The 25,491-nt window shown below is 60.9% G+C and carries 23 protein-coding genes and 1 tRNA gene; 16 read left to right on the top strand and 8 right to left on the bottom strand.

The features are described 5' to 3' along the window. Nucleotides 1-37: 37 nt before the first annotated feature. The 3 genes from ACZXDY_RS07435 (at nt 38) to ACZXDY_RS07445 (ending at nt 2,038) form a co-directional block, all read left to right on the top strand. A complete protein-coding gene (locus tag ACZXDY_RS07435; protein WP_165435193.1) occupies nt 38-214 on the top strand; it encodes a hypothetical protein in 177 nt (58 codons plus the stop codon). A gap of 106 nt (nt 215-320) precedes the next feature. Next, nucleotides 321-554: a hypothetical protein gene (locus tag ACZXDY_RS07440; RefSeq protein WP_028166817.1), complete on the top strand. Its 234-nt coding sequence runs from the start codon at nt 321-323 to the stop codon at nt 552-554. 377 nt (nt 555-931) lie between these two features. Then, on the top strand, nt 932-2,038 hold the full coding sequence (locus tag ACZXDY_RS07445) for a helix-turn-helix transcriptional regulator (RefSeq protein WP_464345018.1): 1,107 nt from the start codon (nt 932-934) through the stop codon (nt 2,036-2,038). A 612-nt stretch (nt 2,039-2,650) separates the two neighbouring features. On the opposite strand, the gene ACZXDY_RS07450 is transcribed toward ACZXDY_RS07445, so the two are convergent. Then, a complete protein-coding gene (locus tag ACZXDY_RS07450) occupies nt 2,651-2,917 on the bottom strand; it encodes a hypothetical protein (protein WP_464345019.1) in 267 nt (88 codons plus the stop codon). A gap of 329 nt (nt 2,918-3,246) precedes the next feature. Further along, nucleotides 3,247-3,492, bottom strand: coding sequence for an H-NS histone family protein (locus ACZXDY_RS07455; RefSeq protein ID WP_464345020.1), 246 nt, complete (start codon nt 3,490-3,492; stop codon nt 3,247-3,249). A gap of 348 nt (nt 3,493-3,840) precedes the next feature. On the opposite strand from ACZXDY_RS07455, the gene ACZXDY_RS07460 reads away from it, so the two are divergent. Further along, entirely contained in the window at nt 3,841-4,311 is a 471-nt protein-coding gene (locus ACZXDY_RS07460) for an arsenate-mycothiol transferase ArsC (RefSeq protein WP_464345021.1), read from the top strand. 527 nt (nt 4,312-4,838) lie between these two features. Here ACZXDY_RS07460 and ACZXDY_RS07465 read toward each other — a convergent pair. From ACZXDY_RS07465 to ACZXDY_RS07480, 4 genes are all read right to left on the bottom strand, one after another. Beyond that, a complete protein-coding gene (locus tag ACZXDY_RS07465) occupies nt 4,839-5,213 on the bottom strand; it encodes a helix-turn-helix domain-containing protein (protein WP_464345022.1) in 375 nt (124 codons plus the stop codon). Between the two features lie 4 nt (nt 5,214-5,217). Continuing rightward, entirely contained in the window at nt 5,218-5,472 is a 255-nt protein-coding gene (locus ACZXDY_RS07470) for a type II toxin-antitoxin system RelE family toxin (protein ID WP_130223516.1), read from the bottom strand. Nucleotides 5,473-5,785: 313 nt separating this feature from the next. Next, complete coding sequence (locus ACZXDY_RS07475) at nt 5,786-6,433, bottom strand: hypothetical protein (RefSeq protein ID WP_464345023.1); 648 nt, start codon at nt 6,431-6,433, stop codon at nt 5,786-5,788. 101 nt (nt 6,434-6,534) lie between these two features. After that, nucleotides 6,535-7,482 carry a hypothetical protein gene (locus tag ACZXDY_RS07480; protein WP_464345024.1) on the bottom strand — a complete coding sequence of 316 codons (948 nt, stop codon included), beginning with the start codon at nt 7,480-7,482 and terminating at the stop codon, nt 6,535-6,537. Nucleotides 7,483-8,249: 767 nt separating this feature from the next. On the opposite strand from ACZXDY_RS07480, the gene ACZXDY_RS07485 reads away from it, so the two are divergent. Together ACZXDY_RS07485 and ACZXDY_RS07490 are read left to right on the top strand one after the other, a co-directional pair. Beyond that, the gene (locus ACZXDY_RS07485) at nt 8,250-9,911 is read left to right on the top strand and encodes an AAA family ATPase (protein WP_464345025.1); all 1,662 of its coding nucleotides are present in this window, start codon (nt 8,250-8,252) and stop codon (nt 9,909-9,911) included. Nucleotides 9,912-10,527: 616 nt separating this feature from the next. Continuing rightward, nucleotides 10,528-12,165 (top strand): terminase large subunit, encoded by a 1,638-nt coding sequence (locus tag ACZXDY_RS07490; protein ID WP_464345026.1) that lies wholly within the window; start codon nt 10,528-10,530, stop codon nt 12,163-12,165. Nucleotides 12,166-12,168: 3 nt separating this feature from the next. Here ACZXDY_RS07490 and ACZXDY_RS07495 read toward each other — a convergent pair whose 3' ends face one another. Next, on the bottom strand, nt 12,169-12,432 hold the full coding sequence (locus ACZXDY_RS07495) for a hypothetical protein (RefSeq protein ID WP_464345027.1): 264 nt from the start codon (nt 12,430-12,432) through the stop codon (nt 12,169-12,171). A 792-nt stretch (nt 12,433-13,224) separates the two neighbouring features. Between ACZXDY_RS07495 and ACZXDY_RS07500 the strand changes: the two genes are divergently transcribed. From ACZXDY_RS07500 to ACZXDY_RS07535, 8 genes are all read left to right on the top strand, one after another. Continuing rightward, entirely contained in the window at nt 13,225-14,385 is a 1,161-nt protein-coding gene (locus ACZXDY_RS07500; protein WP_464345028.1) for a phage major capsid protein, read from the top strand. A 3-nt stretch (nt 14,386-14,388) separates the two neighbouring features. Further along, on the top strand, nt 14,389-14,667 hold the full coding sequence (locus tag ACZXDY_RS07505; protein ID WP_464345029.1) for a head-tail connector protein: 279 nt from the start codon (nt 14,389-14,391) through the stop codon (nt 14,665-14,667). After that, the gene (locus ACZXDY_RS07510) at nt 14,667-15,194 is read left to right on the top strand and encodes an HK97 family phage prohead protease (protein WP_464345030.1); all 528 of its coding nucleotides are present in this window, start codon (nt 14,667-14,669) and stop codon (nt 15,192-15,194) included. Before ACZXDY_RS07505 ends, ACZXDY_RS07510 begins: the two co-directional genes overlap by 1 nt. Further along, complete coding sequence (locus ACZXDY_RS07515; protein WP_464345031.1) at nt 15,191-16,456, top strand: phage portal protein; 1,266 nt, start codon at nt 15,191-15,193, stop codon at nt 16,454-16,456. The genes ACZXDY_RS07510 and ACZXDY_RS07515 overlap by 4 nt, the downstream gene beginning before the upstream one ends. Continuing rightward, nucleotides 16,453-16,794, top strand: a complete 342-nt coding sequence (locus ACZXDY_RS07520) for a phage head closure protein (protein ID WP_464345032.1) — start codon at nt 16,453-16,455, stop codon at nt 16,792-16,794. Before ACZXDY_RS07515 ends, ACZXDY_RS07520 begins: the two co-directional genes overlap by 4 nt. Further along, entirely contained in the window at nt 16,763-17,230 is a 468-nt protein-coding gene (locus ACZXDY_RS07525) for a hypothetical protein (protein WP_464345033.1), read from the top strand. The genes ACZXDY_RS07520 and ACZXDY_RS07525 overlap by 32 nt, the downstream gene beginning before the upstream one ends. After that, entirely contained in the window at nt 17,227-17,484 is a 258-nt protein-coding gene (locus ACZXDY_RS07530) for a hypothetical protein (protein WP_464345034.1), read from the top strand. The genes ACZXDY_RS07525 and ACZXDY_RS07530 overlap by 4 nt, the downstream gene beginning before the upstream one ends. 628 nt (nt 17,485-18,112) lie before the next feature. Continuing rightward, complete coding sequence (locus ACZXDY_RS07535; protein ID WP_464345103.1) at nt 18,113-18,823, top strand: tyrosine-type recombinase/integrase; 711 nt, start codon at nt 18,113-18,115, stop codon at nt 18,821-18,823. Here the strand turns inward: ACZXDY_RS07535 and ACZXDY_RS07540 are convergent. Next, a tRNA-Arg gene (locus tag ACZXDY_RS07540) sits at nt 18,782-18,858 on the bottom strand. The two genes, ACZXDY_RS07535 and ACZXDY_RS07540, sit on opposite strands and share 42 nt — an antisense overlap. A gap of 454 nt (nt 18,859-19,312) precedes the next feature. Here ACZXDY_RS07540 and ACZXDY_RS07545 point away from each other — a divergent pair. Beyond that, nucleotides 19,313-19,972: a class I SAM-dependent methyltransferase gene (locus ACZXDY_RS07545; protein ID WP_464345035.1), complete on the top strand. Its 660-nt coding sequence runs from the start codon at nt 19,313-19,315 to the stop codon at nt 19,970-19,972. Between the two features lie 287 nt (nt 19,973-20,259). Then, on the top strand, nt 20,260-25,467 hold the full coding sequence (locus ACZXDY_RS07550) for an alpha-2-macroglobulin family protein (RefSeq protein WP_464345036.1): 5,208 nt from the start codon (nt 20,260-20,262) through the stop codon (nt 25,465-25,467). Nucleotides 25,468-25,491: the final 24 nt, after the last annotated feature.

Consider the following 25,491-nt stretch of genomic DNA (forward strand, 5'->3'; position numbering starts at 1 on the left):
TCTCTTCTGCGGTGACGGTGCGGGAACCGACACGATCATGACAGACCCAAGGGGAGGCGGCAGCCGCCGCGGCGCAATTGCCGGTCTCTTGATTGCGGCCGCGATGCTGGCAGCGGGCTTGTGGCTGGCGCGCGAACTGACCGCGGCGAGCAAGATGCAGGACTGCCTGATGTCCGGGCGGACCAACTGCAACGTGATCCAGCCGGCGCAATAAGCGGCGGGCGCCAGCGCTAAAACGCCGCGGGGCGACTGTGATTCCGATCACAGGAAGAGGGGCGACGAGGTCCTATGCTCCGCGCAAACTGAACAGGAACGATCGCATGATCCACCAACTCTATAGCCGCAAGGGATTAGCGCTGCTGGCCGCTATCGTCGTGATCGGCCTTGGCGTGGCGCTCCTGTCAGCCGGCAGCCTCTCTCAGGAGACGGTGGCGAGCGCGGCGCTCGGGCCGGGGTGGCAATGCAGCCGCATCGCCTTTGTCATGACGACCTGTACCAGGGATGCAAGGCCGGAGCGCGCGCGTGCGCATGCGGAGCAGCCGTCGCCCGGCTAGGCTTCCCGTTGACTGACAGGTCAGCGCGCATCACGTGTGACCGCCGCAACATAACCGCGGACGTGACCGCTATACCCTGAGATTCGCGCGGACCTTCCCGCGTTGGCGCGAGGCGGGCTTTCGTGGTCTAGTGCGTGCATTGCACGAAGCGACTGGCGTTCGACACTCTTGGAGTTTTCCGTCCGGTAAGCAGTGATTTGCGCCTCACGGGATGGCTGACCGCGATCGGCCGTCAATGGTTGCGCTTACCCATGCAAAGGCCGTGATCGTACGGACTTGCCCGTTATCGTTTCCTGACATCCAAATGCATTGTGCGGGGCATTCAATCCTCGTGATTGATTGCCACGCGTTCACTCGTCATTCGGTTTGTCGGTTCAATGTCGCATCATCTGCTGAAGGCCATCGACGCCATCTATCAATCCGCGGCGGAGCCGTCGCATTGGCCGGTGGCCCTGCAGAGCATTGCCGATTGCCTCGACGATGTCGGCGCTATTCTGCTCTATGGCAGGGACGACGGAAGTTTTGGCGCCATCCAGTCCGCCTCGCTCGATGTGATCGCTGAAGAATACATGCGCGAGTGGACGTTTCGGGATATCCGCGCGATCCGTGCATTCTTCAATCGTGATGTCCTGACCGACCGTGACGTCGTCTCCGACGAGGACATCGCAACCGACCCCTTCTATTCCGAGCTGCTTCGGAAACACGGCCTGAAATATTTCGCCGCCGCAACGGTCTCGCCGGATGCGAAGATCGAGGTGGCGATGAGCATCCAGCGCGCGAGCAGCAAGCCGGTCTATAGCGACGCTGAGCTCGATCTCGTGGCCCAGCTCGGCCGTCACGTCGAGCGCTCGCTTCGCCTTGGCATTCGCTTGATGGACTCCGAACTAAGCAAGCTCGGCCTCGGCGCCGCGCTCGCGAGGTTGGGAACCGGGGTCTTTGTGCTCGATTCGGTCGGCCGCGTGATCTTCTCCAATCCGAAGGCGGAGTCGCTGCTCGGGGATGGGCTCGAGATCGTGGAGGAGAAGCTTGCCGCGGGATCGCTCGCGCTGAATTCGCCGGCCTCCGCGGCGATGAAACGTCTCGCGGCGTACCGCGCCGAGGATGTTCTGGCTGGCGAAAAGCCGATCATCGTGCACCGGCGGACGTCGGGACGGCCGCTTGCGCTCTATGTCCTGCCGGTCTCGATGGCGGCCAACAGCATCAACCAGTTCCTGACCCAGGCCAGGCTGCTCATCCTTGTCGTCGACCCCGACAACAGCAGCCCACCGGACCCGTCGCTGATCCGCGATGTGCTCGGCCTGACGCTGGGCGAGGCGAGGGTGACGGCGCTGGTCGGCACCGGCCAGTCGCCGCGCGACGCCGCCGACAAGCTCGGCATCACCGAGGAGAGCGCCCGGACCATCCTCAAGCGCGTGTTCTCGAAGGTGGGCGTGTCGCGGCAAGGCGAACTGGCGGCGCTATTGGCGCGGCTGGTGCTCAGATAGCACGGTTGCCGGCGCAAGACCCAGCAGACAGGCCGTATCGCCCTCGAACGCCAGAGAAAATCACCGGACAGTTCCCATTTGGGGAATGTCGGCGCGCCCGCGACCGGTGAAGAGATCAGGCTGACCGACGGTCGGGTGAGGCGGGCGCCAGCAGCGCCTCACCTCCGACGATGGCAACGAGACCAAGCTTTGGGAATTGGCGCGCCCGGGTTTTGCTCGGGGCGTGGTTGGCGGGGCCAAACCACGCGGCGGCATTGATCTTCGCCGCTCGCGTCAGCTCTGCCCTAATTCAGGCCATTGTTCCAGGGCCGAAAACGGCGGCGAATTTTACCGGCAGGACATTCCGGCTTCCATCTCGCCCCAGAAGCCGCACTGCGTGGCGGGCCTTGCGTGCAGTTCGTTCCGGAGTACCAGCAGGCAGGCCCCCACCAGAAGGGCAGCCGAGAGCGTGACAAGCAGTTTTCGCATCGAGTTCCAGTGAATCGCGGACGGGGTATCTGCGGGCCGCCTTAAGGCATGCCGGCGACGCCAGCAAGGCGCGCTGGACGCAAACCTGCCCATCTTCTCTGGCCGCCAATAACCGGCAGCCCGCCTATCCACCCGAACAGGGGGCTACGCCGTTGCCGTCAGTTGGCCCAGGCGGTCGCTCAGCGCTCGGATGGTCGATTTGAGATTGTCCCGTCGCGTCGAGAGCGTTCTGGCGAGCAGCGGATATCGCGGGTCCGCAGCATTGCTGACCCCTCCGGAGGCTTCCTCCGTCGCGATATCGCAATCGAGGATCCGGACAGACCTTTGCAGATCCTCGAGCATCGTCTGGATGACGAGGACATCACGTAACACGGTGATGCTGGAATTCCCAGTCTGAGACGCGGCACCCATGGGCATTGCTCCCGCTTGATCCAACTCGGCGCAGCCTCGTCGGGGGCTGCAGTGTCGGAGCAGCGATTAGCAAGACCTTTGCCAAATTCGGCAACCAGGGATTAACCATGCCAAAGCGCCTCCCGCGTGCCTCTCCAGCGGTCGTGCGAGCCGCGGAGCCTTGCCCCGGAAGACGTCTCGCCCGAGCGCGCTACTCATCAAACGGCCCCAGGGTGCGCTGGGGCCGCCAACCTTGGAGGTTTTCCTCCGGCCGGTGGGGGTAGGGGGCGTTCGACCGGAGGCTGGGACTCGACGCTGGCCCCGCGGTTTCGTTCCTCGCCCGCCGGACACTACCTGCCGATGCGCGCCAGGCGGTCGGCGATCCGGCTCTTTTTCCGCACCTTGATTCTGAAATCCTCGATCCGTTTTCCCAACCTCAGCTGCGCGACCAGCCACCGCGGCTTCTTGCCTCGACCGGCCCAGATTTCCGATGGCTGATCAGGATTGCGGTACTTGGGCTGTATCTCCGGATATGGCCGACGCGCGGAAGCGGGGACCCGCAGCTTCCTCAGACGATCTTCCAACTGCGCCTTCATCGACAGAATCTTCTGTCGCAGGACGCCAGCGAGTTCGACACGCAACGTCCACAGGCGGTCAGAACTCATCCGCTTGAGTTCGGTTCGTCTCATGACATGACTCCATCACGATCCCAACCTCATAATGATCGCTCATTATCCACCCGCCTCCCGCTGGGTACGCTGCGACAAAACGTGCCTCAACAATGACGAATCCGTGTAAGGGCGCATCATCGTCTGCAACATGATTTGATGATCAAATTCGTACCTTGCGAACCGCTCTGCGGCCGTCGCGCAATTGCGCAAGAAAGCGACCATCGATATCAATCGGTGTAGCGGCGCCCCCTCTCAGCTCATGATTCTTTCGCGATGGCTCATCAACTGTTGTTCCTGTGCACAGGCAATTATTACCGCAGCCGGTTTGCAGAAGAGCTATTCAATCACCGCGCAGGGCTGGCCGAGTTGAACTGGCGCGCCTTCTCGAAAGGGGCCGCGGAAAGAGGATCGCCCGACAACGTCGGCCCAATGTCGCCTTTCGCTCTCGATGGTCTCCAGGCCAGGGGCGTCCGGCCGGTCGGAAACTTGCGGTACCCTCAACCCTGTACCCTGCCTGACCTGGAGAGCGCGGATCTCATCATCGCGCTGAAGGAAGCAGAGCATCGGCCGCTCATCGAACGGCGTTTTCCGGAGATGGCGGACAGAGTGAGATACTGGCATGTGGACGACGTAGACGTCGCCAAGCCTGCCATTGCCTTGGCCTTGATCGACCGCCACGTCGACGATCTATTGGGCTCGCTTTCGGACGCGCGTCATAACCGCAATCCAAAGCTTCGATTCTGATTCCATCAGAACCGAAGCTCTAGTGCGCGCTCCGCCTGGCTTTGGTCGTTTTCTGCTGCCGGTAAGCCTTGAATTGAGTCAATATCTGCTGCGGATTTAGTTTTTCCGCTTGCCTGACCTGCTCTCTCAACCATTCCAACTCGGCGAGCTGTTCGAGTAGATCAGGTGAAAATAGTTCCAATAATGATCGTCGGTTCCTGGAAATCCGGAGCTTCTGCCGCAATTACGCAACTCCCATACGCACGCGTGCATTCTCTGGATACCTTTTACGCTGAGCGGTGATCGCGATATATCCGGGAAACCACTGCCACTACTTAAGGCTGAGATTCCGCGTTGCAGCGACCGGATATCTCAGGAGCGAGCGGGTTAATCCCCTTCCGTAGTAGCTCCCGCTTGTCAACCTTTCCCGAAACTCGCCGGAAAGGCCGAACCGGAGGCTTCGCGGATCGAACAGCCCCGTCCGGAGACGGATTGGGAGGGAACTTCGAACCACCAGCAGGTGCCTTCACTTGCTTGCGGGAGCCACTCTAAGCGATGTCGTCGATATCGACGCGCAGCGCCGCGGCGATCTTCTTGAACGTCTCGATGGTCCCATCTCGCTTACCGGTCTCGAGCTGCGAGATATACGGCGCGGCGAGACCGGCTGCTTCGGCCAATTCCTTCGCGGACATGCCGCGATACTCGCGCCAAACGCGAAGCTTGTTCTCGCCGTCGATGAGTCGGTCCACGACTTCCGCGGGGATCAATTCCTCTTCGCCGGATGCAAGGCGACGCTTGATCTCGTCAATATTACGCGTATCGGCCGTATCCTCGGCGGCTTCGACTAGGCGCTCATACTCCTCGAAAGGAATGAGCACCATGCGGTCCCCGCTCGGAGTGGTGATAATATTCGGTTTGCTCATAGACCTAGTCCTCGTAAGCGCTGCCGCGCGGACGCACCTTCAATACATCCAGAACAACGCCGTCCTGGGTGAAGATGACGCGCCAATCCCCCACACGCAGCCGGTATTCGTCCTCTCGCCCCTGAAGCTTCTTGACGTTGTTAGCTAAGCTTGCGGGGTCCGCCGCATATTGTCGAATTTTTCCCCGGATCAGTTGGGCCGTGTTGGTAGGCATCTTCATCAGGGCCTTAGCAGCGGCTTTGGTATAGCGAATTTCCATGTGCTAAATAATTAGCATATCGCTAATGTATGTCAATGTAGGTATAGCATTTCGCTAATCATCCGAGTGCCGTTCCTCGACATATACGGCTTCCATGGAAGCAGCCGATATCGACTCTTGCAGGCTCGGGGCAATGCTCCCGACAGGAGGCAATCAAGCTTTGCCTGCGAGTATCCCATGATGAAAGTGGAGCGGGTGCGAGATTATAGATCCTAGGATCTCGTCGACTCGGTCGCGGTATTCCGGCGGCGGAGTCCAGTTGGATAGCTCTGCCTCCTAGGCGCATCCACAGGCTGCTTCGAAATTCGATCGATCAGAAGTCGGTCACGCGGGCGGATTGCCATTTGTCGAACGTGTACGCTCCGTCCTCCCAAAACCTGTAGAGCGTGCCCTCACATAGGTCAAAAAGATGTCTGAATGCATCTTTTGCAGGGAAGGTACCTTTACGAAGTATCGGCAGCCCTTCATCGACATAGGCTCCGTAGCAGCCAAGATTGATGTAGATTACTAGGTTGGTATCTGGTCGATATTCCTTGCTCAATTTCTTGCTGATCACGCGATCGAGTGCTGCCGGAATTGCCTCGAATCTCTTGCGCCAATCCTCGACCGGGTCCTGCCTTATAGCCGACCCATTTGGTTCATCGCCGCGACGACGTCCATCCATGTCGGCCTCAGTCGCTTCGAACTGATCGATTTGCCCTTTGGTCTGAACTTCGAAGTCCGGTCGGTCGGCGGACACTAATCTGACGGCGTCCGATGACAGTGCGTCAGCGACGCGGCTGGCAATCCAGGCGTCACGCAGAAATGTGAGGCCGGCTTGCCGGAAAAAGATCGATCGAGGGATAGATCGAAGAATCTCATCGAGACGGTGACGGTATTCCGGCGGCTGCATCCAGTTGGCGAGCTCCGCTTCCCAGGTGTCGAGGGTTCGATTTGGAATCCGATCGATCCGCTTCGTCATTTTTCGCTTTCAGTTGCTTGAGGCGTTCGGCTCCGTTTTGCCATCCGATCTGATGCCGAGCACGCAGCCCGTTGGGGTGGATGCACGCAGGACGCTCTGCTCTAGGTCGCCCCATCGTTTTGGGGCAACAGCGGAAGGCCCCGAGGCCCGGGCACCGCATCTTGTAAGTTAGCGAGGCAGTCCTTCATCATTGTCAAAATCGCCTCCTTATTCTCGCGGCCCTTGTCCCAGACGTAGCCATGGGCGAGGCTTATCACGATGCCGCTACTAAGGTGCACCAAGAAGCCACCCGGTATGACGGTGATTAGCAGAACGGTAGCGCCATTGCGCGCCAGACCTTTCAATGCTGGCTCAATCAGGTCTTGGAGATCATCGTGCTCAGATTTCCTAACCAGGAAATAGGCTCGCCCGAGGGCGATGAGACCAACAAGCGGGGCCACTACGTTGGCGTAGACAATGCCGCTGCATTGAGTCGCCGTGACCGATGCCACTAATTTGGCCGGGTCGTTCCAGTTGCAGTAGATTGACACGCCGCAAACGTCGCCACCTACAAGCTGAGCCACGTTTACACAATCTAAGTGCTTGAAGTATTCGCTGACTTGATCGGCATGATCGAGGATTATGATCGGCATACCGCGAGCCGTGATTAAGTCTTTCCAATATTCGTTCGCCCAGGTGCCAAGTTGCTCCAGCGCGCCAAGGTCGGGCAACGCCGTGCTAACGGCCTTCCAACTACCCGCAAGGGTATGGCCACCGTCGTAGAGCCTGTGCCAGCTGCCGCCGATGTGTGTGCGAAGATACTCAGCATCCATAGCCTTACTAGCAATGGTCGCGTACTGGTTGCTCAAGTGATCTGCCAGCCAATTGCTGAATTCGCTGTTGTTCTTCCAATCGAGCGCGGCCGTATACGCCTCGCCGGCAACAGAGGCCGTCGCGGTCAGTCCGCTTGTTATTGACCTACGGACGCGTTCCGAGGCCACGCGTCCGGCGTCCCGCCAGCCGGATGCGACTTGCGTGGCGCGTTGGCGCCAAGCATCCAGAAAATCCATCTTGCCCCCTAAACGCGAGTGGAATCTTACTGAATGTCAGTCAAAGGTCGGCGGCACCGTCCTTGTGGTCGCGCAATCGGTAAGCGCTCCGAGGAAATGGATATTGCGTGCTAGACAAGCCTTCGAAACCGGGATCGCGAGAACCACGTGGGTTTCGTTTTCTGCGATGATTCGTGGCAATGCGGTGAACTCGAATTGTGCTCGCCCCATAGATGGCCTCCAATTTTTTCAACTATTGGCTGCTCCTTCGGATGCAGCAACCCTAAAACTAGGTCTCAATCTGATATCAAGGAACGCGCGATGCTGTCGCATCGAAATGTGATCCACCGAACGGGCGTCCGAAAAGGTGGTCAATCAGAGTTCTTTTCTTCAATGACTTTAGTGACCGTTTTGGACGATGGCGATCCCGGCAGGATCAATAGTTTTCAATGATTACAGGTACTTAACGGCAAGGTTAGGCAATTTTGCCGCCATTGTTTCCCAAGGGGAAATTTGGCGATTGCCTAACCGATAGACGCCGGCCAACGGCGCACCATCTCCGGCAACGTCCGGTTTTTCCCATATAGGACTGCACATTTTGAAAGTTACCTCATTCCGGCCGAAAGGCTCCGGACGACGTATCGGCACATTCTGCGTTGAAGAAATCAGCCTGCAAAAGTTGACTCTAATACGCAACGCCAGGGGCGAGCTTCGCATCTACGGCGACGACTGGCAAAAGCTTGCGGCCGAAATCGCCAAGGCCGTCCTCGCACATGCGGAGGCTGGCAATGTCTGACGAAACCCGCGACCTTACCTTCGGCATTTACGACAGCCTGATAGACCAGCGTCATTGCCACGCCGACGTGGTGCTTGCACCGGCCGGTGAAGATGGCGAGCCGGATTGGGCCAAGGCCGACCCGGCCAACGTCCGGAAGCTACCAGCCGATGAATGGCCGGAGGACGAGCCTTCCGCCCGTGCTGCTTGCGTCATTGTAAGCGACGTCGACGGCTGCGACCGTGATGCAACGTTCCTAATCCGGCTGGCTGATGGCAAGCCCGAGCTAATCCAAATCCACGGCCCGGAGTCTGACCGTGCTGTTGCCGAGTCGATTATCGCGCGGGATATGGGTGCGGAGCCGCCGAAGCGCGAGCCGACCAAGCTGCAGAAAGGCATGGCGCTGCTGCAGGCACGGCTATTGTCCAAGCCTGCTGCGGCTAACGACAACACCCCGTCGCCATCGAAGATGGAGTCGTGGGGCAAGCTGACCTTCACTTGGTTCGACGACATCGGCACCGAGGCAAAGAAGGAAACTGTCGTCAAGGGCATGCTCACCGCTGGCGAATTCACGATGATTAGCGGCCTGCCAGGCACCGGCAAGTCGGTCATCGTGACTGACCTTGCATGCCACATCGCGGCAGGCATGCCGTGGATGGGCAAAAAGGTGAAGCAGGGCTTGGTTGTCTATGTGGCGGCCGAGCGGAAGAAGCTGACCGAGCGGCGCATGCTCGCCTTCCGCAAGAAGCACGGCGTCAAAGACCTTCCACTACTTGTGCTTGGCGGCCTGATAGACATGACCACGGGCATGCTACACGCCACGGCCATTGCCATGGCAGTCAAAAAGGCAGCGGAGATAACTGGCCAGCCGTGCGTCTGGATTATCATCGACACGGTGACGCGAACCTTCGGCGGTGGTGACCAGCATCAATCCAAGGACATGGCCAAATATGTCCGGTCCTGCGACACCATCGTTGCCGAAACCGGCGCGCACCTGACCGTGGTCCATCATACCGGCTGGGCTGGCGACCGCGGCAAAGGTGCTATCGACTTGGACGGCGCCGTTGATGCGTCGTTCATGGTCAAGAAAAACGCTTCCGGCCATGTGCTGGAATGCGACGGCACCAACGACGGCGAGGAAGGCGTCATCTGCCATTTCCGCATGGAGTCTGTGAACGTCGGCACGGACGAGGACGGCGAGCCGATTACCGCGCCTGTGGTGGTGAAGGCGGCTGACGTTTCGGGCTTTGCCAAGGCTGCAAGCCAGACCGTGCAGGCCAAGGCCGAGACCGAGGTGATGGAAATCCTGACCGAGCTATCCGCAGGCGGCCATCCTGTCGGCGGTGGCATGTGGCAAGCGAGGTATCACCAAATGCATCCCGACGCGAAAGAGAACACGATTGCGTCGAGATGGAAGCGAGCCGTCAAGGCATTGGAGGAGGACGGCCGCGTCACATCTTCCGGAACCCCGAAAGTCTACGTCCCGGCCGAGGTGCAAAATCTAGGTGCAAACGAGGTGCATGCACCTGATGCACTTGCACCTGCACCAAGCGACCATTCAGACAGGCTAGGTGCAAAGGTGCAGGTGCACACCCCCCTTAAGGGGTGCACCAATGCACCTGCACCTGCCTATGGTGAACTTAAAGATGAACTAAAGACCGCCGACGCAGCATGAGCGGCTGGCCATACACAACCACGGCATGGCGCAACCTGCGCCGTGCCAAGCTGGCAAGCGATCCGCTGTGCCATCCCTGCGAACTACGTGGGCGCACCACGCTAGCCAAGGCAGTAGACCACCGTGTTGCTATTGCGGCCGGTGGCCCGGCATTCCCGCCTTTGGATGGCCTCATGTCGATGTGTGAGGCGTGCCACAACTATAAAACGAACGTGGCAGACAGGCCGGACAGGCGCGGCAAGCTAGGCAGCCCGTTTAAGGGCTGCGATGTGCATGGCAACCCGATTGGCGGCGATTGGTAGCGGCGATGTCGCCAATTGGCGTCAACGCCCTAGCAGCGCGCTTGCGTGGTGCGTTCATTCGAATTCGCATGAACGCGACAGCGCTGCTGACGCAAACCGCACCAGCGGCCCGCGCTGGGCATCCTAGGGCATATGCGTTATATGCATACCATATGCAGTATGTATGCGTGCAATGCATACCACGTGTGGTGTGACGCTATTTTTGTCGCCATCCACCTAGGGGGCTTCCAGAGATATGCGTTTATGCATACCAGACCGGCGTCTCAGAAGGGCAAATACTTAGTTTTGTGACGCATGTCACACAAGGAGGAAAAATGGGCCTACGTGGGCCGGGTGCCAAACCCAAAAAAGGTAAGTCGATACTCTCTCCAAAGCTGCGCGAAACCCTGCCATGGGAAGCTGAAGGCCTCTCAAGGCTGGAGCGGGTTATCGCCTTTTGTGAGGACATGCGGGTGACGCAAGGCTCGCTGCGCGGCACGACGATGAAACTGCGCCAGTGGCAAATCGACGACATCCTTGCGCCCATTTACGCGGAGGACGCGCCAGGCATTCGGCCTGTGCGTACGGCCGTGGTGAGTATGGGCCGGAAGAATGGCAAAACTTTTCTGTCGGCTGCGCTCGCGCTCTGTCACACCTGCGGCCCGGAATCAGAAGAGCGCGGCGAGGTGTATTTCGCGGCTATCGACAAGCTACAGGCCGGCAAGGCTTGGGCCGAGGCGAAGGCCATGCTTGAGGTGCACCCGGAGCTTTCCGAGCGCGTCAACATCATTCGCTTCAGCAAGGAAATCGAGGTGCTGGAAGGCCCCGGCAAGGGCTCGGTTTTGAAGGCCGTATCTGCCGACGCGGACTCCAAGCTCGGCATGTCGCCCTCGTTTGTGCTCTGTGACGAGGCAGGTTACTGGCCCAACCGGCACCTGTTTGACGCCTTCGACAGCGCCCTCGGCGCGCGCGACAATCCCTTGATTGTGCTTATCAGCACGCAGGCCAAAGACGACTCGCACTTCTTCTCAGAGATGCTGGACTACGGCACGCGAGTGAAGGCCGGCGAGATTGACGACCCGTCCTTTCACCTGTCGCTGTTTGCGGCCAGCGATAAGGACGACCCGTGGAGTCCTGAAACTTGGGCGAAGGCCAACCCTGCGCTCGGCGATTTCAACAGCCTAGAGCAGATTGAGCGCATGGCTGCGCAGGCGAAGCGCATTCCGTCTAAAGAGGCCGATTTCCGTAACAAGGTGCTGAATCAAAGAACTGACGGCACGGTGCGCTTTATCGCGGCCCGTGAATGGAACGATTGTAATCTAGGGCCTATCGACGACAAGGCGCTAGAAGGCCGGCCCTGCTTTGGCGGCTTGGATTTGAGTGCTGCCCGAGATTTGACGGCGTGGGTGCTGGCGTTTCCGATGGAGGACGGCACGGTGCAATTGCTGCCGCGCTTTTTCCTTCCTGATTTTGATATCAGCGGCAAATCTGACTTGGACAGAGTGCCGTATGATTTGTGGGCGAAACAGCCCGACGCGCGCCTAACGCTACTACCAGGCAAGGTTATCGATCCAGTGCTGGTGGCCGAGGCCATGGCCGAAGACGCGGCCCGGTTTGATATTCAAGCAATCGCGTTCGATCGCTGGCGCATCGAGGACTTGAAGCGGGAGCTTGAGCGCATTGGCGTCACGTTGCCGCTGGAGCCGTTTGGGCAAGGCTATAAGGATATGAGCCCGGCCGTCGACAACCTCGAAGTGCTGGTGGCGCAGCAGAGAATAAACCACGCAGGCAATCCGATTATGAGGATGTGTGCGAGCAATGCCGTTGTCACCACGGATCCGGCCGGCTCGCGCAAGTTGGATAAATCCAAGGCCAGCGGGCGCATTGACGGAATTATCGCGGCGGCCATGGCGCTCGCGATTGCAGCCAGGCATGAGCCGGAAAGTTTGCCCGCGTGCCTACTCGCTGCGTAGCGCTTACACCCGTCCGTTGTTCCAGTGATTATGTTCTCTCGGGATGTTCAACGGCGAGGTGGGAAATCCAATCAGATCGTCAAGCTTGCCAGCGGCCACCAAGGCCGCCAATCCATAGGGCAGGCCCGCATACGCGTAAATGTGGCGCTTATCGAGAAACAGAACGCATCCCGCATCGCGGCCATAATAGATTTTGAACAAACCCTTCAGCGTCCAGTGTGTGCAAAGTGGCGGGTATGGTGGCACCCATGTTTTGTCGACAAGCATTTTTCGCTTCAACTCCAGCGTGCGATTGGATTTAGAGCCGGCTGCACCAACTATTTTGCGTTTACAATGCGACATATTGTCGCACATAAGCGGTTGAAGCCTCTGCCATTCCCATAGAAGTAGGGGCGTAACCCATTGATATTAAAGCATGTCACAAATGCCCAAGGATGTGGGAGAGATTTTTTCTCGCTTGCGCCTGCCCGGCTCGCCGCTTGCTAAGCTATAGGGGCATGCGTTTTCGTTGACAGTTAAGCAGGGGGTATTGCGGTTTGCCTGCCTCGCCGGGCGGTTATTAGAGAGGGGCAAATCCGAAGTTGACTTCGTATATGGCGAAAGCCCGGCTTTTTTGGACAGGCCGCCTTATTTAGATGACTACCCTACGAGGGGCACCTCGTCCCTAACAGGCCGCTCGGGCACTTGGTTATATGAGGGCAAAATTTTTCAGAGCGCGCCCTTGTCGGTTTTCTTCGACATGGCCTAGCTTTTAATCGACTGCGGACTCAACCGCAGCGTTGGCCAGCAACGACTGGCCTTCTCTATCCGGGCAACGTAGCCCGCAAAACCAAACAACAAGCGCCACCAAGCTGGAAACCAGCACGGCGCATTTAACCGGAAACATCCCGGCATTCATGGCCAATCCGGCCTGCGCACCTCGCGCTCCACACTTCCCAATCTGATTAGCCCGCCAGGCACCGCCTGCGTGGGCATTTTGCGTTGGACTCGAGCCAACGTTTTACCGGCCTTCGGGCCACACCCGGCCGTGAGGCCACTTTCGAAAGGACTACCAACTACATGACTACTATTGCTTCTCTTCAAGAAACCCGCGCCTCGAAAATCGCAGCGATGCGAGCGCTGGGCGATAATCCGGATCCCGCAAAGTTTGACGCGCTGGAAACCGAAGTCCGCGCAATCAACGGCCAGATTGAGCGTGCCGCCAAGATTGCCGAATTCGAGCGCCTGTCCGACGCTGCGCCGGATGCACGCCTCGATGCCGAGGTGCGCGAGTTCAGCGTGGCCAAGGCTATTCGCGAAAGCGTTGCCGGTAAGCTGTCTGGCCGCGAAGCCGAGGTTAGCTCCGAGCTTGGCAAGGGCCGTGAAGTGCGCGGTGTCATGATTCCGACTGCGGCCCTCTTCGGCGAGCAGCGCGCCATGTTGGTTGGCGGCTCGGCCGGTGCCACGGTCGCAACGGACCAGGGCGCTATGATTGACAGGCTGCGGCCCGTACTCGCGATTCAGCGGCTCGGCGCGACTGTCATTCCGGGCCTTGTCGGCAACCTCGATTTGCCTCGTTTGGACTCCGGGCCGACGTCGTATTGGGTTGCTGAGGACGGCGCGCCCACTGCGTCGGACAGCACCTTTGATAAGGTGAGTCTGTCGCCCAAGACGGTTGCCGGTGAAATGTATATGTCTCGGCGCCTGACGCTGCAGTCTGGCGTTGCGATTGAAAACATCCTTCGCAGCGACTTGGCGTTTGTGCTCGGCCAGGCGATGGACTCCGCAGCCATTCAGGGCGGCGGCACCAATCAGCCCACCGGCATCCTGACGGAAGTCACCGAAAACGCCACCACTGACACGGCGCTCGGCGATATCTCTTCCGACTTAATGTCGGCGCTCGAAACCGCCAACGTCACCGGCACCACCGGCTTCCTCACGCATTCCGCCGTTACTGGCGTTGCGAGGAAGATTAAAGACACTCTCGGCCACTACATCGCGCTGTCGGAAACCTTCCACGGCGAGCCGATTGTTGTCTCCAACAACGTGCCGGTAGTCAGCACCAAGCATCCGCTTATCTACGGTGATTGGTCGCACTTGGTAATCGGCATGTGGAGTGGTGTCGATATCCTCGCAAACCCGTTCAGCGACGCGAGCAAGGGCGGCTTGCGGCTTCACGCTTTCCTCGACTGCGACATTGCGTTGCGGCACCTGGAAGCGTTCTCCTACAAGAACGTCTAATCAATGTCCGCCGTGTTGTTGGCGGACGCTAAGGCGCACGTCCGAGTCAGTTTTGACTCGGACGACGTCCTTATCCAGTCCCTGATTGATGCCGCGGAGTCGTATGTCGACTCCGTTGGCGTCACGATTAGCTCGCCACCGCAGCCGGCCGTTGTACACGCCGTGAAACTGTTGGTGGGCCACTGGTACAATAACCGCGAGGCCGCAACCGAGACTCCACCGCAGGCAATTGCGCTTGGCGTCGATATGTTGCTCCAGCCCCACAGGCAGGTGAATTTCTAATGACGACAGAGATTGAAAAGCGCACGGCAACCGAGGTGCGCGCGGTTGGCCGCACGCTGACGGGCTACGCTGCAACGTTCCACAATGAAGCGCGGATTGCGGACTTCTCGGAGGTAATTGCGCCCGGTGCATTCGCGGCCAGCCTTAACAGCGGCCGGGATATCTTGGCGCTCGTAGACCACCAGCGCGATAAGGTGCTGGCCAGGACGAAAAGCGGCACGCTGCGCTTGTCTGAGGACAGCAAGGGCCTGCGCTTTGAAATCGATATGCCCGCAACACAGGCGGCTAACGATGTGCTGGCGCTTGCTGCGCGAAACGATTTGGGCGGCATGTCGTTTGGATTTTCCGTCGACAAGGAGTCTTGGCAAGGCGACAAGCGCACGCTGCAATCCGTCACGCTTCATGAGGTGTCGGTGGTTTCCGCATGGCCCGCCTATGACGGCACTTCGGTTAGCGCCCGCGCACGCCAACAGCGCACCGCTGCGCAACGGCGCATCGCGTTGCTTGAGATGGAGGCCGCGCGATGAATTGGAAATTCTGGAAGAAGGCCGAGCAGCGCGATACCGTCGCCTCTAGTGACCCTTTCCTCGGGCAATTCCTCGGCTCGCGATTTGCCGGCGCGCAGGATGTTGAAAAGGCCAGCGGCCACAACGTTGCGTTTGCTTGTATCGCAGCTATCACCGGCCCGCTGGCGGCGGTGCCTCTGAAGCTTTACCAGCATCAGGACGATGGTGGCCGGGAAGCTGCTACCAGCCACCCGCTTTACGATGTGCTGGCAACAACGCCAGACGGCATTCACACCTCATTCGAGGCGCGCGAGCGGCTGATTGCTGACGTGCTGATGTACGGAAACGCCTATGCCAAGATAGAGCGCAACGGACGCGGCCAGGTGACTGCGCTGCATCCGCTGATTGCCGGCCAAGTCTGGGTAGATTGGATGCCCAACGGCCGGGTGCGTTACCAGTACACTCCCTTGCGCGGCCCGACGCAGGTGCTGTTGCAAGAGGAAGTGCTACATATCCGGTATCGCAGCCACAACGGCATCTGGGGAATTTCGCCAATCCAATACGCGGCGGCAACCTTCGGCTTGGCGCTGGCGCAAGAGGATACGGCTGGACAGGCGGCAACCAATTCCTTCAGGCCGGCCGGTGCTATTGTGTTTCCGGAAAAATTAGCCTCTGCCGCTGGCAAAGGCGCTGGCAACGTCGATGACGTGATTGCAAAATTCAAGGCGCGCTTTACGGGCGCAATGAATGCGAATGAAGTCATGGTGCTAGACGGCGGCGCGAAATTCGAGACGTTCCAATTCAACAGCAAGGACAGTGAATTTCTGGCCAGCCGGCAACTGAGCAATGCCGACATTTGCCGCGTATTCGGCGTGCCGCCGAGTGTTGTCGGGCTCTCCGATGGCGCAAACTATGGTGCAGCAGTTGAGGAAAGCCGCGCTCTAGTTACCCGTTGTCTCGCACCGATGGCCGCGCGCATCGAGCAAGCAATGAACGTGTCACTGTTGACGCCGGAAAGCCGCAAGTCGCTCTTTGTCGAGCATGATTTATCGGGCCTCCTGAGAGGAGATGTTGCGCAGCGTTTCAGCGCATATGCTGTTGCAAAAACGAATGGTTGGATGAGCACCAACGAAATCCGCAATCTCGAAAACATGTCGTCAATCGAGGGCGGCGACGAATACGTGAGGCCGCTCAACATGGGCGTCATTGGCGCGGCGAATGACAATAAAAATGTCATCGACGATAGCCCGGCCGCACCCTCCGACAACAAGGTTGCAGCATGACGGCGCCAACAGCGGGAGAGTTACGCGAGGAAATCAAACTCGAAAAGAAAGTGACAGTCCCAGATGGTGCCGGTGGCACCATCACTACCTGGGAAGAAGTCACCACGGCGCCAGCAAAGATTCATTCGCTCCGGGCCGGCGAGCAAGTGATGATTGGCCGGCTCGCCTCAATGCAGACGTTGCTGATTACAATCCGCAACCAAGCCGCCTTGGCCGTCGCCGATACGACTTGGCGATTAACAAACACTCGCACAGGCAAGATTTACAACATTAAGGGCTTCACGCCGACGCCGGACAGGGCGTGGGTTGATATCCTTTGCCAAACCGGAGTGTTTTAAAATGAATTGCAATGTTGAGGGACTAACGTTTTTACGCGACGACGACGGCACGCGGGCGTTTATCACGCTGGCGCTGGCCGAAGTGGATTTTCCGGAATTGGGCATGCGACTGGCTGGCGTGCGACTGACGCATTCCAAAAATCACGGGTATGCCGCCCTGGCGCCGGCTGCGTCCGTTCGCGGTGTCAGGACTATCGCGATACGCTGGAGTTTCAAATCGCCTCTGGCTCTGGCGGCTCGCGACGCGATGTTGGCGATGTACGAAAAGATGGGAGGCCCAAAACCGGAGGCGGTGGCCAATGATGTTGCGGCCAAGCGGCGCATTGCGGAGCGGAAGGTAAAGCCCGAGCCGGTGCCCGTGCCCGACATGCCGGTTGCCGAGATGGGCCTCTCGATTGATACCGGCCTGGCCAGGACGTTGGGAGTTGCGTCGTGAGTGCTAAGGTTGTCACGATGCGGCTAACGCCCGAGCGGAAGCACGAGGCGCAAGCCATTGTGAAATGGCACGGCGTCGACCTGAAGGACGTGCGAATGTTTGTAATCGACGGCGAGCCTCGCGCGGTACCGGGCAGTAGTGGGAAGTACTACTGGCCGCCCGGCTCCGACATAGAGCGCGAAATCACCGAGGCGATGTTGGCTTATAATCTGCCACAAGGAGAGGCGAGTCGCCAATGCAGCCAAGAGGACTGAGGCGGGCAGATGCCGCAAGGTATTTAGGTATCTCGCCGTCGCACTTCGACAAACAGCGCGCGGCCGGTGCAATACCGGCTCCGCGTCAGATTCTAGGCGTGGTACTATGGGATAGGCACGAGCTAGATTCGCTCTTCGACGGCAAGGCACCCGCCGCTGCCAACGATAACGATTACTGGGACAAACATTGCGGCAGCGCAAACCCAAATATGTGAATGAATACCTTGATAGGCACGGGCAACCGCGCATCTATCTGCGCAGGCCGGGCAAGCCGCAACTTGCTTTGCCTGCACCGCTGTATTCTGAGGAATTCTGGACGGCCTATCGTGCCGCTATGAGTGCCGACGAGCCAACGCCAGCGGTGCGGCGTATCAAGGCGGGCTCGATTGCTGCCGCCGTCAAAGGGTACTACGGCAGCGCGGAATTCAAGGCGCTGGCCGCAACCACGCAAGCGGTTTATCGCGGCGTCCTCAACCGCTTTGTCGACAAGCATGGCGACGGCCCGATTGCCAGCCTTCAGCCGAAGCACATCAACAACATGATTGACAAAATGGCCGACACGCCATCGGCGGCCAGCAATTTCCGCAAGCGCTTAAAGGCCGTGATGGACTACGCCGTATCGGCCGAGATGCGCGCCGATAATCCCGTTGTCGTCGCCAAGCGTGTGAAGTTGAAAACCATCGGCCACCGCACCTGGACAGAGGAAGATATTACCGCATTCCGCAAGCGGTGGAAGGAAGGCACAGCGATACGGCTCGCCTTTGAGGTGTTGCTCCACACCGGCCTGCGCCGCTCCGACGCCGTGCGGCTGGGCTGGAAGCACCTAACCAAGGACGGATTCGTAATCAGCACCAAAAAGAGCCAAGGCCATGTCGAGTTGTGCATTCCGGTGCATCGCGACTTAGCCAAAATTTTGGCTAAGTGCCCGAAGGACGGGCCGGCCTTTATCGCAACCATGTATGGCAAGGCGCGCTCCGAGAAAGCCTTCAGCCAGTGGATTAGCGAGGCTGCTGGCGACGCTGGCCTGCCGCCACGTTCCTCGCCGCATGGAGTCCGCAAGGCCGCGTGTCGACGGCTGGCCGAGGCTGGTTGTTCCGCGCTCGAAATCATGAGCATCACCGGCCACACGGATATCCGCGAAATCGAGCGCTATTGCCGCGAGGCCGCGAAGAAGAAACTCGCGGTTGCCGCGATGACGAAGCTGCAGAGCGAATTCGATATCAGATTGCCTAACCCATCCCAGAAGTTAGGCAAAAGTGCCCGTAAGTCATTGAAATCACTTGACGGGAAAGCCGAATGGCGATCCCGGCAGGATTCGAACCTGCAACCCGCGGAGTAGAAATCCGCTACTCTATCCGGTTGAGCTACGGGACCGTCTTGGCAAGGCATCACGCCATCAGGCCTTTCTTTAATATAATCATAGGCCTGTCGCCAGCACGGCAGAGCGCAAAATAACAGGAAAAACATAAGGCTGGGGTCCCGACTGGGCCACTGGCCAGCCGTCTTGAAATCCGGCAGGCTGGCCTTCCGAGCCCGGAATGCGCCCACTCGGGGCGAACCGACAGGGCCGAATCGCGGCGTCCACGCATTTGCTGGAAATAGCCCCCGGACATTAAGACCGGGACCCCACGGCTTTAGCCGTCGGTATCATTGGCTGGCTGCATCAGTTACCGGCGCGGCGTCCACCGCAAGGGTCGCAAAGGCCTCCTCCTGCGCCAGACGCAGGTAAGGGCCGCGACCGTAATTCGCACCCGGTCGAATTGTTTCCAAATGTTTCTGACAGTAGGGAGATGAGCACTGCCGAGAAAAGCTTGGACGGGAGGCGTCGATGACCTTGATGCAGAAACTGAGACGCAGGCTGTTCCCGCCTCGCGAAGTCATCGAGGGTTATGAGAGCGAGGAGTTGGTCGAGACGATCTTCAACAAGACCATCGCTTACGATCCTACCGGCGACTGGCCGCTCGTGGCCGGGATCAATTCAGTGCTCGATTTCGGAGGCGGCGCCGGCCTGCATTACAAGCTCGCCCGCAAGCAGGCGCCGGACATCCGCTGGGCGGTGGTGGAAACGCCGGCCATGGCGCGCCGCGCGCGTCAGTTGGCGACCAATCGGCTGATGTTCTTCAGCGATATCCGCGAAGCCGCTGACTGGCTCGGAGACATCGAGCTGATGCACTCGAACGGCGCCATCCAGTACGTCCCGGAAGCAATCGAGACCATCCGCACTTTGTGTGCCACGCGGCCGGCGGCGATGGCATGGTATCGCGTGCCGATCAGCGACGCCGACGCCAAGGCAGAGGTGCAGACATCCTTCCTCAGCGACAATGGACCGGGAGCGCTGCCGACGTCGAAGGACAAGCTCGTCAAGTACGCCAGGAACTGGATTCCGGCGCAATCATTCCTCGCCGCGCACGAGGGCTATCGCGTCGCCGAGCACGGTCCGGATCCGCGCGAGCACGGCACCCTGCAGTTCCGCTTCGTTCGACACTAAGGCTGGGTACCCGCCCAGCTTGCCGATGCGAAAGATCCGATTTTTCGGCAACCCGATCCGAACCATTTTCTCGTATCGGGCGACAAAGGCGTGCGGGTGGAGCGCGGGTTGCGGTCCACGGTCACCGCCTGCCGTGCCGGCGCTCCGCCGGCCGGGCAATAACGACTGGTTTGGCAATGCCTGTTTGCGACTTCTTCGCTACGTTGTTTCCGCGCCATCAGTCTGTCACCTTTTCGCGCCGTTTTATTCGTCACGCGGCGTTCGTTCGCCGCCCCGGGAGATCCGTCATGATTGGTTTGGTTCGTGTCGCAGCTTTTTGCGCAGCGCTGGCGCTTGGCCTCGCGACGGCGCAGGCGGCTGACAAGGCGTTCAAGCGCGACGACCTTGCCGATTCCGCGATCAAGCTGGAGGCGCAGATCAAGAGCGAGGCGGGGCCGGTCGCCAAGAGCACGGCGACGCTGAAGACCGATGCGGATGCCGCCTTCCGCCGCGCCGACTTCCGCTCCGGCTTGCAGATCCTCGGCCAGATCGCCGCCACCACGCCGGAGGACAGCGGCAACTGGCTGCGGCTCGCCCGCACCATCTTCCAGATCCGCACGTCGACCTCGAGCGAGCAGACCTTCCTGCTCGAGCGCGCCTCGACCGCCGCCTACATCGCCTACCAGCGTGCTGGCAACCAGGCAGAGGAGGCCGATGCGCTGGCCGTTCTCGGCCGGGCGTTTTCGGATCGCAAACTGTGGCGGCCGGCGCTCGATGCGCTCCGGATGTCGCTCGACATGCGCGAGGTCGCCGAGGTCCGCGGCCAATATGAGAAGATGCGGGACGAGCATGGCTTCCGGCTGCTCGACTACAGCGTGGACTCTGATGGCGCGACGCCGCGGACCTGCTTCCAGTTCTCCGAGGAATTGGCCAAGCGCGTCGATTTCGCGCCGTTCGTGGCGCTTGCCGGCAACGACAAGCCGGCGCTCACCACCGAGGGCAAGCAGCTCTGCGTCGACGGGCTGAAGCACGGCGAGCGCTACAACATCAACCTGCGCGCCGGCCTGCCGTCGACCGTGAAAGAGGTGCTGCCGAAGTCGGCCGAGTTCAACATCTATGTCCGCGACCGCAAGCCGTTCGTGCGCTTCACCGGTCGCGCCTATGTGCTGCCGCGCACCGGCCAGCGCGGCATCCCCGTGGTCAGCGTCAACACGCCGGCCGTCACCATCAACGTGTTCCGGATCGGCGACCGCAACCTGATCAACACGGTGATCGACAGCGACTTCCAGCGCACGCTGAGCAGCTACCAGCTCTCCGACCTCGGCGACCAGCGCGGGATGAAGGTCTGGTCCGGCGAACTCGCGACCGCGACCACGCTCAACCAGGACGTTGTCACCGCGTTCCCGGTCGACCAGGCGCTCGGCGATCTGCAGCCCGGGGTCTATGTCATGACCGCCGCCGCCAAGGGGCCGAGCAGTGACGATGACGGCGCGCTGGCGACGCAATGGTTCATCGTCTCCGACATGGGGCTGACGGCGTTCTCCGGCAATGACGGCATCCATGTCTTCGTCAATTCGCTGGCGTCCACCGAGCCGGTCGCGAAAGTCGAAGTGAAGCTGGTCGCCCGCAACAACGAGATCCTGGCCACGCGCAAGACCGATGAGACTGGCCACGTGCTGTTCGAAGCCGGGCTGGCGCGCGGCGAGGGCGGCCTGTCGCCGGCGCTGCTGACCGTGATGAGCGAGAAGGCGGACTATGCGTTCCTGAGCCTCAAGTCCGACGCGTTCGATCTGACCGATCGTGGTGTCGCAGGTCGCGCGGTGCCCTCGGGCGCCGATGCCTTCGTCTATGCCGAGCGCGGCGTCTACCGCTCCAACGAGACCGTCTATCTGACCGCGCTCTTGCGGGACGGGCAGGGCAACGCCATGACCGGCGGCCCGCTGACGCTCGTCATCGAGCGTCCCGACGGCGTTGAATTCCGCCGCGCCGTGCTGCCCGACCAGGGCGCCGGCGGCCGCAGCATGGCCGTTGCGCTGAATTCGGCGGTGCCGACCGGCACTTGGCGGGTGCGTGCGTTCACCGATCCGAAGGGTTCTTCGGTCGGCGAAACCACCTTCATGGTCGAGGACTACATCCCTGAGCGGATCGAATTCGACCTGACCGCCAAGGACAAGGTCATCAAAGCTGAAGTTCCAGTGGAACTTAAGGTCGACGGTCATTTCCTTTACGGCGCGCCGGCGTCCGGGCTGCAGCTCGAAGGCGACATGCTGGTGACGACGGCGGCCTCGGGGCGTCCCGGCTATCCGGGCTACCAGTTTGGCGTCGCCGACGAAGAGAGCGCCAGCAATGAGCGTACCCCGATCGAGAACCTGCCGGAGTCGGACGCCAAGGGCACGGCCGTCTTCCCGGTGAAGCTGGAGAAGGCGCCGACCTCGACCCGGCCTCAGGAAGCGCAGATCTTCGTCCGCATGGCGGAGACCGGCGGTCGCTCGGTTGAGCGCAAGATCGTGCTCCCGGTGGCGCCGGCGAGTTCGCTGATCGGCATCAAGCCGCTATTCGGCGACAAGAGCGTGGCCGAGGGCGACAAGGCCGAGTTCGACGTCGTGTTCGTCGATCCCGACGGCAAGCAGCTCCCGCGCAACGGTCTGCGCTACGAACTCCTGAAGATCGAGTCGCGCTACCAATGGTACCGCCAGGGCTCGTCCTGGGATTTTGAACCCGTGAAGTCGACCAGCCGCGTTGCCGATGGCGACGTCAATCTTGCCGCCGACAAGCCGTCACGGCTGTCGTTCGCGCCGCAGTCGGGCCGCTACCGCCTCGACGTCAAGTCGAGCGATGCCGACGGTCCGCTGACCTCGGTGCAGTTCGATGTCGGCTGGTATTCCGATGGCAGCGCCGACACGCCGGATCTGTTGGAGACCTCGATCGACAAGCCGGAATACCAGTCCGGCGACACCATGGTTGTGTCCGTCAACGCCCGTTCGGCGGGGCGGCTGACCGTGAACGTGCTCGGCGATCGCCTGCTGACGACGCAGACCGTTGACGTCAAGGAAGGCACGCAGCAGGTCAGGCTCACCGTCGGCAAGGACTGGGGCACCGGCGCTTATGTGATGACGACGTTGCGCCGTCCGCTCGACACCGCCGCGCAGCGCATGCCGGGCCGCGCGATCGGCCTGAAATGGTTTGGTATCGACAAAAAGGCTCGCACGCTCGCGGTGACGCTCTCGCCGCCGTCGCTGGTGCGGCCGGGCTCGGCGTTGAATATCCCGGTCAAGCTCGACGGGCTCAATCCCGGCGAGGACGCCAAGGTCGTGGTGGCTGCCGTCGATGTCGGCATCCTCAACCTCACCAATTACAAGCCGCCGGCGCCTGATGATTACTATCTCGGCCAGCGCCGCCTGACGGCCGAAATCCGCGACCTCTACGGGCAGCTCATCGACGGCATGCAGGGCACGCGCGGCCAGATCAGGACCGGCGGCGATTCCGGCGGCGCCGAATTGCAGGGCTCGCCGCCCACGCAGAAGCCGCTTGCGGTCTATTCCGGCATCGTCACCGTCAGCGCCGATGGCACCGCCGAGATCAGCTTCGACATTCCCGAATTCGCCGGCACAGCGCGGGTGATGGCGGTGGCATGGAGCGCCACCAAGCTCGGCCGCGCCACCACCGATGTCATCGTGCGCGATCCCGTGGTGCTGACCGCGACGTTGCCGCGCTTCCTGCTCAATGGGGATCACGGCACCATGAGCATGGATATCGACAATGTCGAGGGCGCAGCCGGCGACTACATCATCAACGTCAAGGCGTCCGGTCCGGTGAAGCTCTCGGGCAATCCTGCCACCACGGTGAGGCTCGCCGCCAAGCAGCGCACCTCGCTGTCGCTGGCACTCGATGCCGGCGGCGCCGGCGCGGGCAATCTCGATGTCGACATCACAGGCCCGAACGGCCTGACGCTGGCGCGCCACTACGCGCTCGATGTCAAGCCGGCGACGCAGGTGCTCGCGCGGCGCTCGGTCCGCACGCTGGCCAAGGGCGACAGCCTGACGCTGACGTCTGATATGTTCACCGATCTCGTGCAGGGCACCGGCGGCGTGTCGGTGTCGGCCAGCCTGTCGACGGCGCTCGACGCCGCCACCATCCTCAAGGCGCTCGACCGCTATCCGTACGGCTGCTCGGAGCAGATCACGAGCCGCGCGATGCCGCTGCTCTATGTCAATGATCTCGCCGCCGGGGCGCATCTGGCGATGGACACCGCGGCCGACCAGCGCATCAAGGACGCGATCGAGCGGCTGCTCGCCCGCCAAGGCCCGAACGGCTCGTTCGGCCTGTGGTCGGCCGGCGGTGACGACGCCTGGCTCGATGCTTACGTCACCGACTTCCTGACCCGCGCCCGCGAGAAGGGGTTTGTGGTGCCGGATGTGCTGTTCAAGAGCGCGCTCGACCGCATCCGCAACGCCGTCGTCAACGCCAACGAGCCGGAGAAGGACGGTGGCCGCGATCTCGCTTATGGCCTCTACGTGCTCGCCCGCAATGGCGCGGCCCCGATCGGCGACCTGCGCTACCTCGCGGACACCAAGCTGAACAACCTCGCGACCCCGATCGCCAAATCGCAACTCGCGGCCGCGCTGGCGCTGGTCGGCGACCGGACGAGGGCGGAGCGGGTCTATGCCGCCGCGCTCGAGGCGCTCAATCCAAAGCCGGTGCTTGAGTTCGGCCGCACCGATTACGGCTCGGCGCTGCGCGATGCCGCCGCGCTGGTCTCGCTCGCCGGCGAGGGCAACGCAGCGCGTGCGACCATGATCGGCGCCGTCGCGCGCGTCGAGGCGGCGCGGGGGCTGACGCCTTACACCTCGACCCAGGAAAACGCCTGGCTGGTGCTGGCTGCCCGCGCGCTCGCCAAGGAAACGCTGAGCCTCGACATCGAGGGCCAGCCGGTCAAGACCGCGGTATTCCGCAGCTACAAGGCTGAGGCGATGGCCGGCAAGCCGATCAAGATTACCAATAACGGTGAAGCGCCGGTGCAGGTCGTCGTCTCCGTCTCGGGCTCGCCGGTGACGCCGGAGCCGGCCGCTTCGAACGGCTTCAAGATCGAGCGCAATTACTTCACGCTCGACGGCAAGCCGGCCGACGTCAGCAAGGCGAAACAGAACGATCGTTTCGCGGTGGTGCTGAAGATCACTGAAGCCAAGCCGGAATACGGCCACATCATCGTGTCGGACTATCTGCCGGCCGGCCTCGAGATCGACAACCCGCACCTCGTATCCTCCGGCGACTCCGGCACCCTCGACTGGATAGAGGACGGCGAGGAGCCCAAGCACACTGAGTTCCGCGATGACCGCTTCACCGCGGCGATCGACCGTGCCAGCGACGCCAAGTCGGTGTTCACGGTGGCCTATGTCGCGCGCGCGGTCTCGCCGGGCAAATACGTGCTGCCGCAGGCCTATGTCGAGGACATGTACAACCCCTCGCGCTACGGCCGCACCGGCACCGGCACTGTCGAGGTACGCGCGGCGAAATGAGTGGTCGCCTGGACCAGCAACACT

The organism is Bradyrhizobium sp. LeoB3 (assembly GCF_055456055.1).

Excerpts from the sequence above, each read along its gene's own strand:
- ACZXDY_RS07435 (WP_165435193.1), top strand. The coding sequence starts at position 38 with ATGACAGACCCAAGGGGAGGCGGCAGCCGCCGCGGCGCAATTGCCGGT.
- ACZXDY_RS07440 (WP_028166817.1), top strand. The coding sequence starts at position 321 with ATGATCCACCAACTCTATAGCCGCAAGGGATTAGCGCTGCTGGCCGCT.
- ACZXDY_RS07445 (WP_464345018.1), top strand. The coding sequence starts at position 932 with ATGTCGCATCATCTGCTGAAGGCCATCGACGCCATCTATCAATCCGCG.
- ACZXDY_RS07450 (WP_464345019.1), bottom strand. The coding sequence starts at position 2,917 with ATGGGTGCCGCGTCTCAGACTGGGAATTCCAGCATCACCGTGTTACGT.
- ACZXDY_RS07455 (WP_464345020.1), bottom strand. The coding sequence starts at position 3,492 with ATGAAGGCGCAGTTGGAAGATCGTCTGAGGAAGCTGCGGGTCCCCGCT.
- ACZXDY_RS07460 (WP_464345021.1), top strand. The coding sequence starts at position 3,841 with ATGGCTCATCAACTGTTGTTCCTGTGCACAGGCAATTATTACCGCAGC.
- ACZXDY_RS07465 (WP_464345022.1), bottom strand. The coding sequence starts at position 5,213 with ATGAGCAAACCGAATATTATCACCACTCCGAGCGGGGACCGCATGGTG.
- ACZXDY_RS07470 (WP_130223516.1), bottom strand. The coding sequence starts at position 5,472 with ATGGAAATTCGCTATACCAAAGCCGCTGCTAAGGCCCTGATGAAGATG.
- ACZXDY_RS07475 (WP_464345023.1), bottom strand. The coding sequence starts at position 6,433 with ATGACGAAGCGGATCGATCGGATTCCAAATCGAACCCTCGACACCTGG.
- ACZXDY_RS07480 (WP_464345024.1), bottom strand. The coding sequence starts at position 7,482 with ATGGATTTTCTGGATGCTTGGCGCCAACGCGCCACGCAAGTCGCATCC.
- ACZXDY_RS07485 (WP_464345025.1), top strand. The coding sequence starts at position 8,250 with ATGTCTGACGAAACCCGCGACCTTACCTTCGGCATTTACGACAGCCTG.
- ACZXDY_RS07490 (WP_464345026.1), top strand. The coding sequence starts at position 10,528 with ATGGGCCTACGTGGGCCGGGTGCCAAACCCAAAAAAGGTAAGTCGATA.
- ACZXDY_RS07495 (WP_464345027.1), bottom strand. The coding sequence starts at position 12,432 with ATGCTTGTCGACAAAACATGGGTGCCACCATACCCGCCACTTTGCACA.
- ACZXDY_RS07500 (WP_464345028.1), top strand. The coding sequence starts at position 13,225 with ATGACTACTATTGCTTCTCTTCAAGAAACCCGCGCCTCGAAAATCGCA.
- ACZXDY_RS07505 (WP_464345029.1), top strand. The coding sequence starts at position 14,389 with ATGTCCGCCGTGTTGTTGGCGGACGCTAAGGCGCACGTCCGAGTCAGT.
- ACZXDY_RS07510 (WP_464345030.1), top strand. The coding sequence starts at position 14,667 with ATGACGACAGAGATTGAAAAGCGCACGGCAACCGAGGTGCGCGCGGTT.
- ACZXDY_RS07515 (WP_464345031.1), top strand. The coding sequence starts at position 15,191 with ATGAATTGGAAATTCTGGAAGAAGGCCGAGCAGCGCGATACCGTCGCC.
- ACZXDY_RS07520 (WP_464345032.1), top strand. The coding sequence starts at position 16,453 with ATGACGGCGCCAACAGCGGGAGAGTTACGCGAGGAAATCAAACTCGAA.
- ACZXDY_RS07535 (WP_464345103.1), top strand. The coding sequence starts at position 18,113 with ATGCGCGCCGATAATCCCGTTGTCGTCGCCAAGCGTGTGAAGTTGAAA.
- ACZXDY_RS07545 (WP_464345035.1), top strand. The coding sequence starts at position 19,313 with ATGACCTTGATGCAGAAACTGAGACGCAGGCTGTTCCCGCCTCGCGAA.
- ACZXDY_RS07550 (WP_464345036.1), top strand. The coding sequence starts at position 20,260 with ATGATTGGTTTGGTTCGTGTCGCAGCTTTTTGCGCAGCGCTGGCGCTT.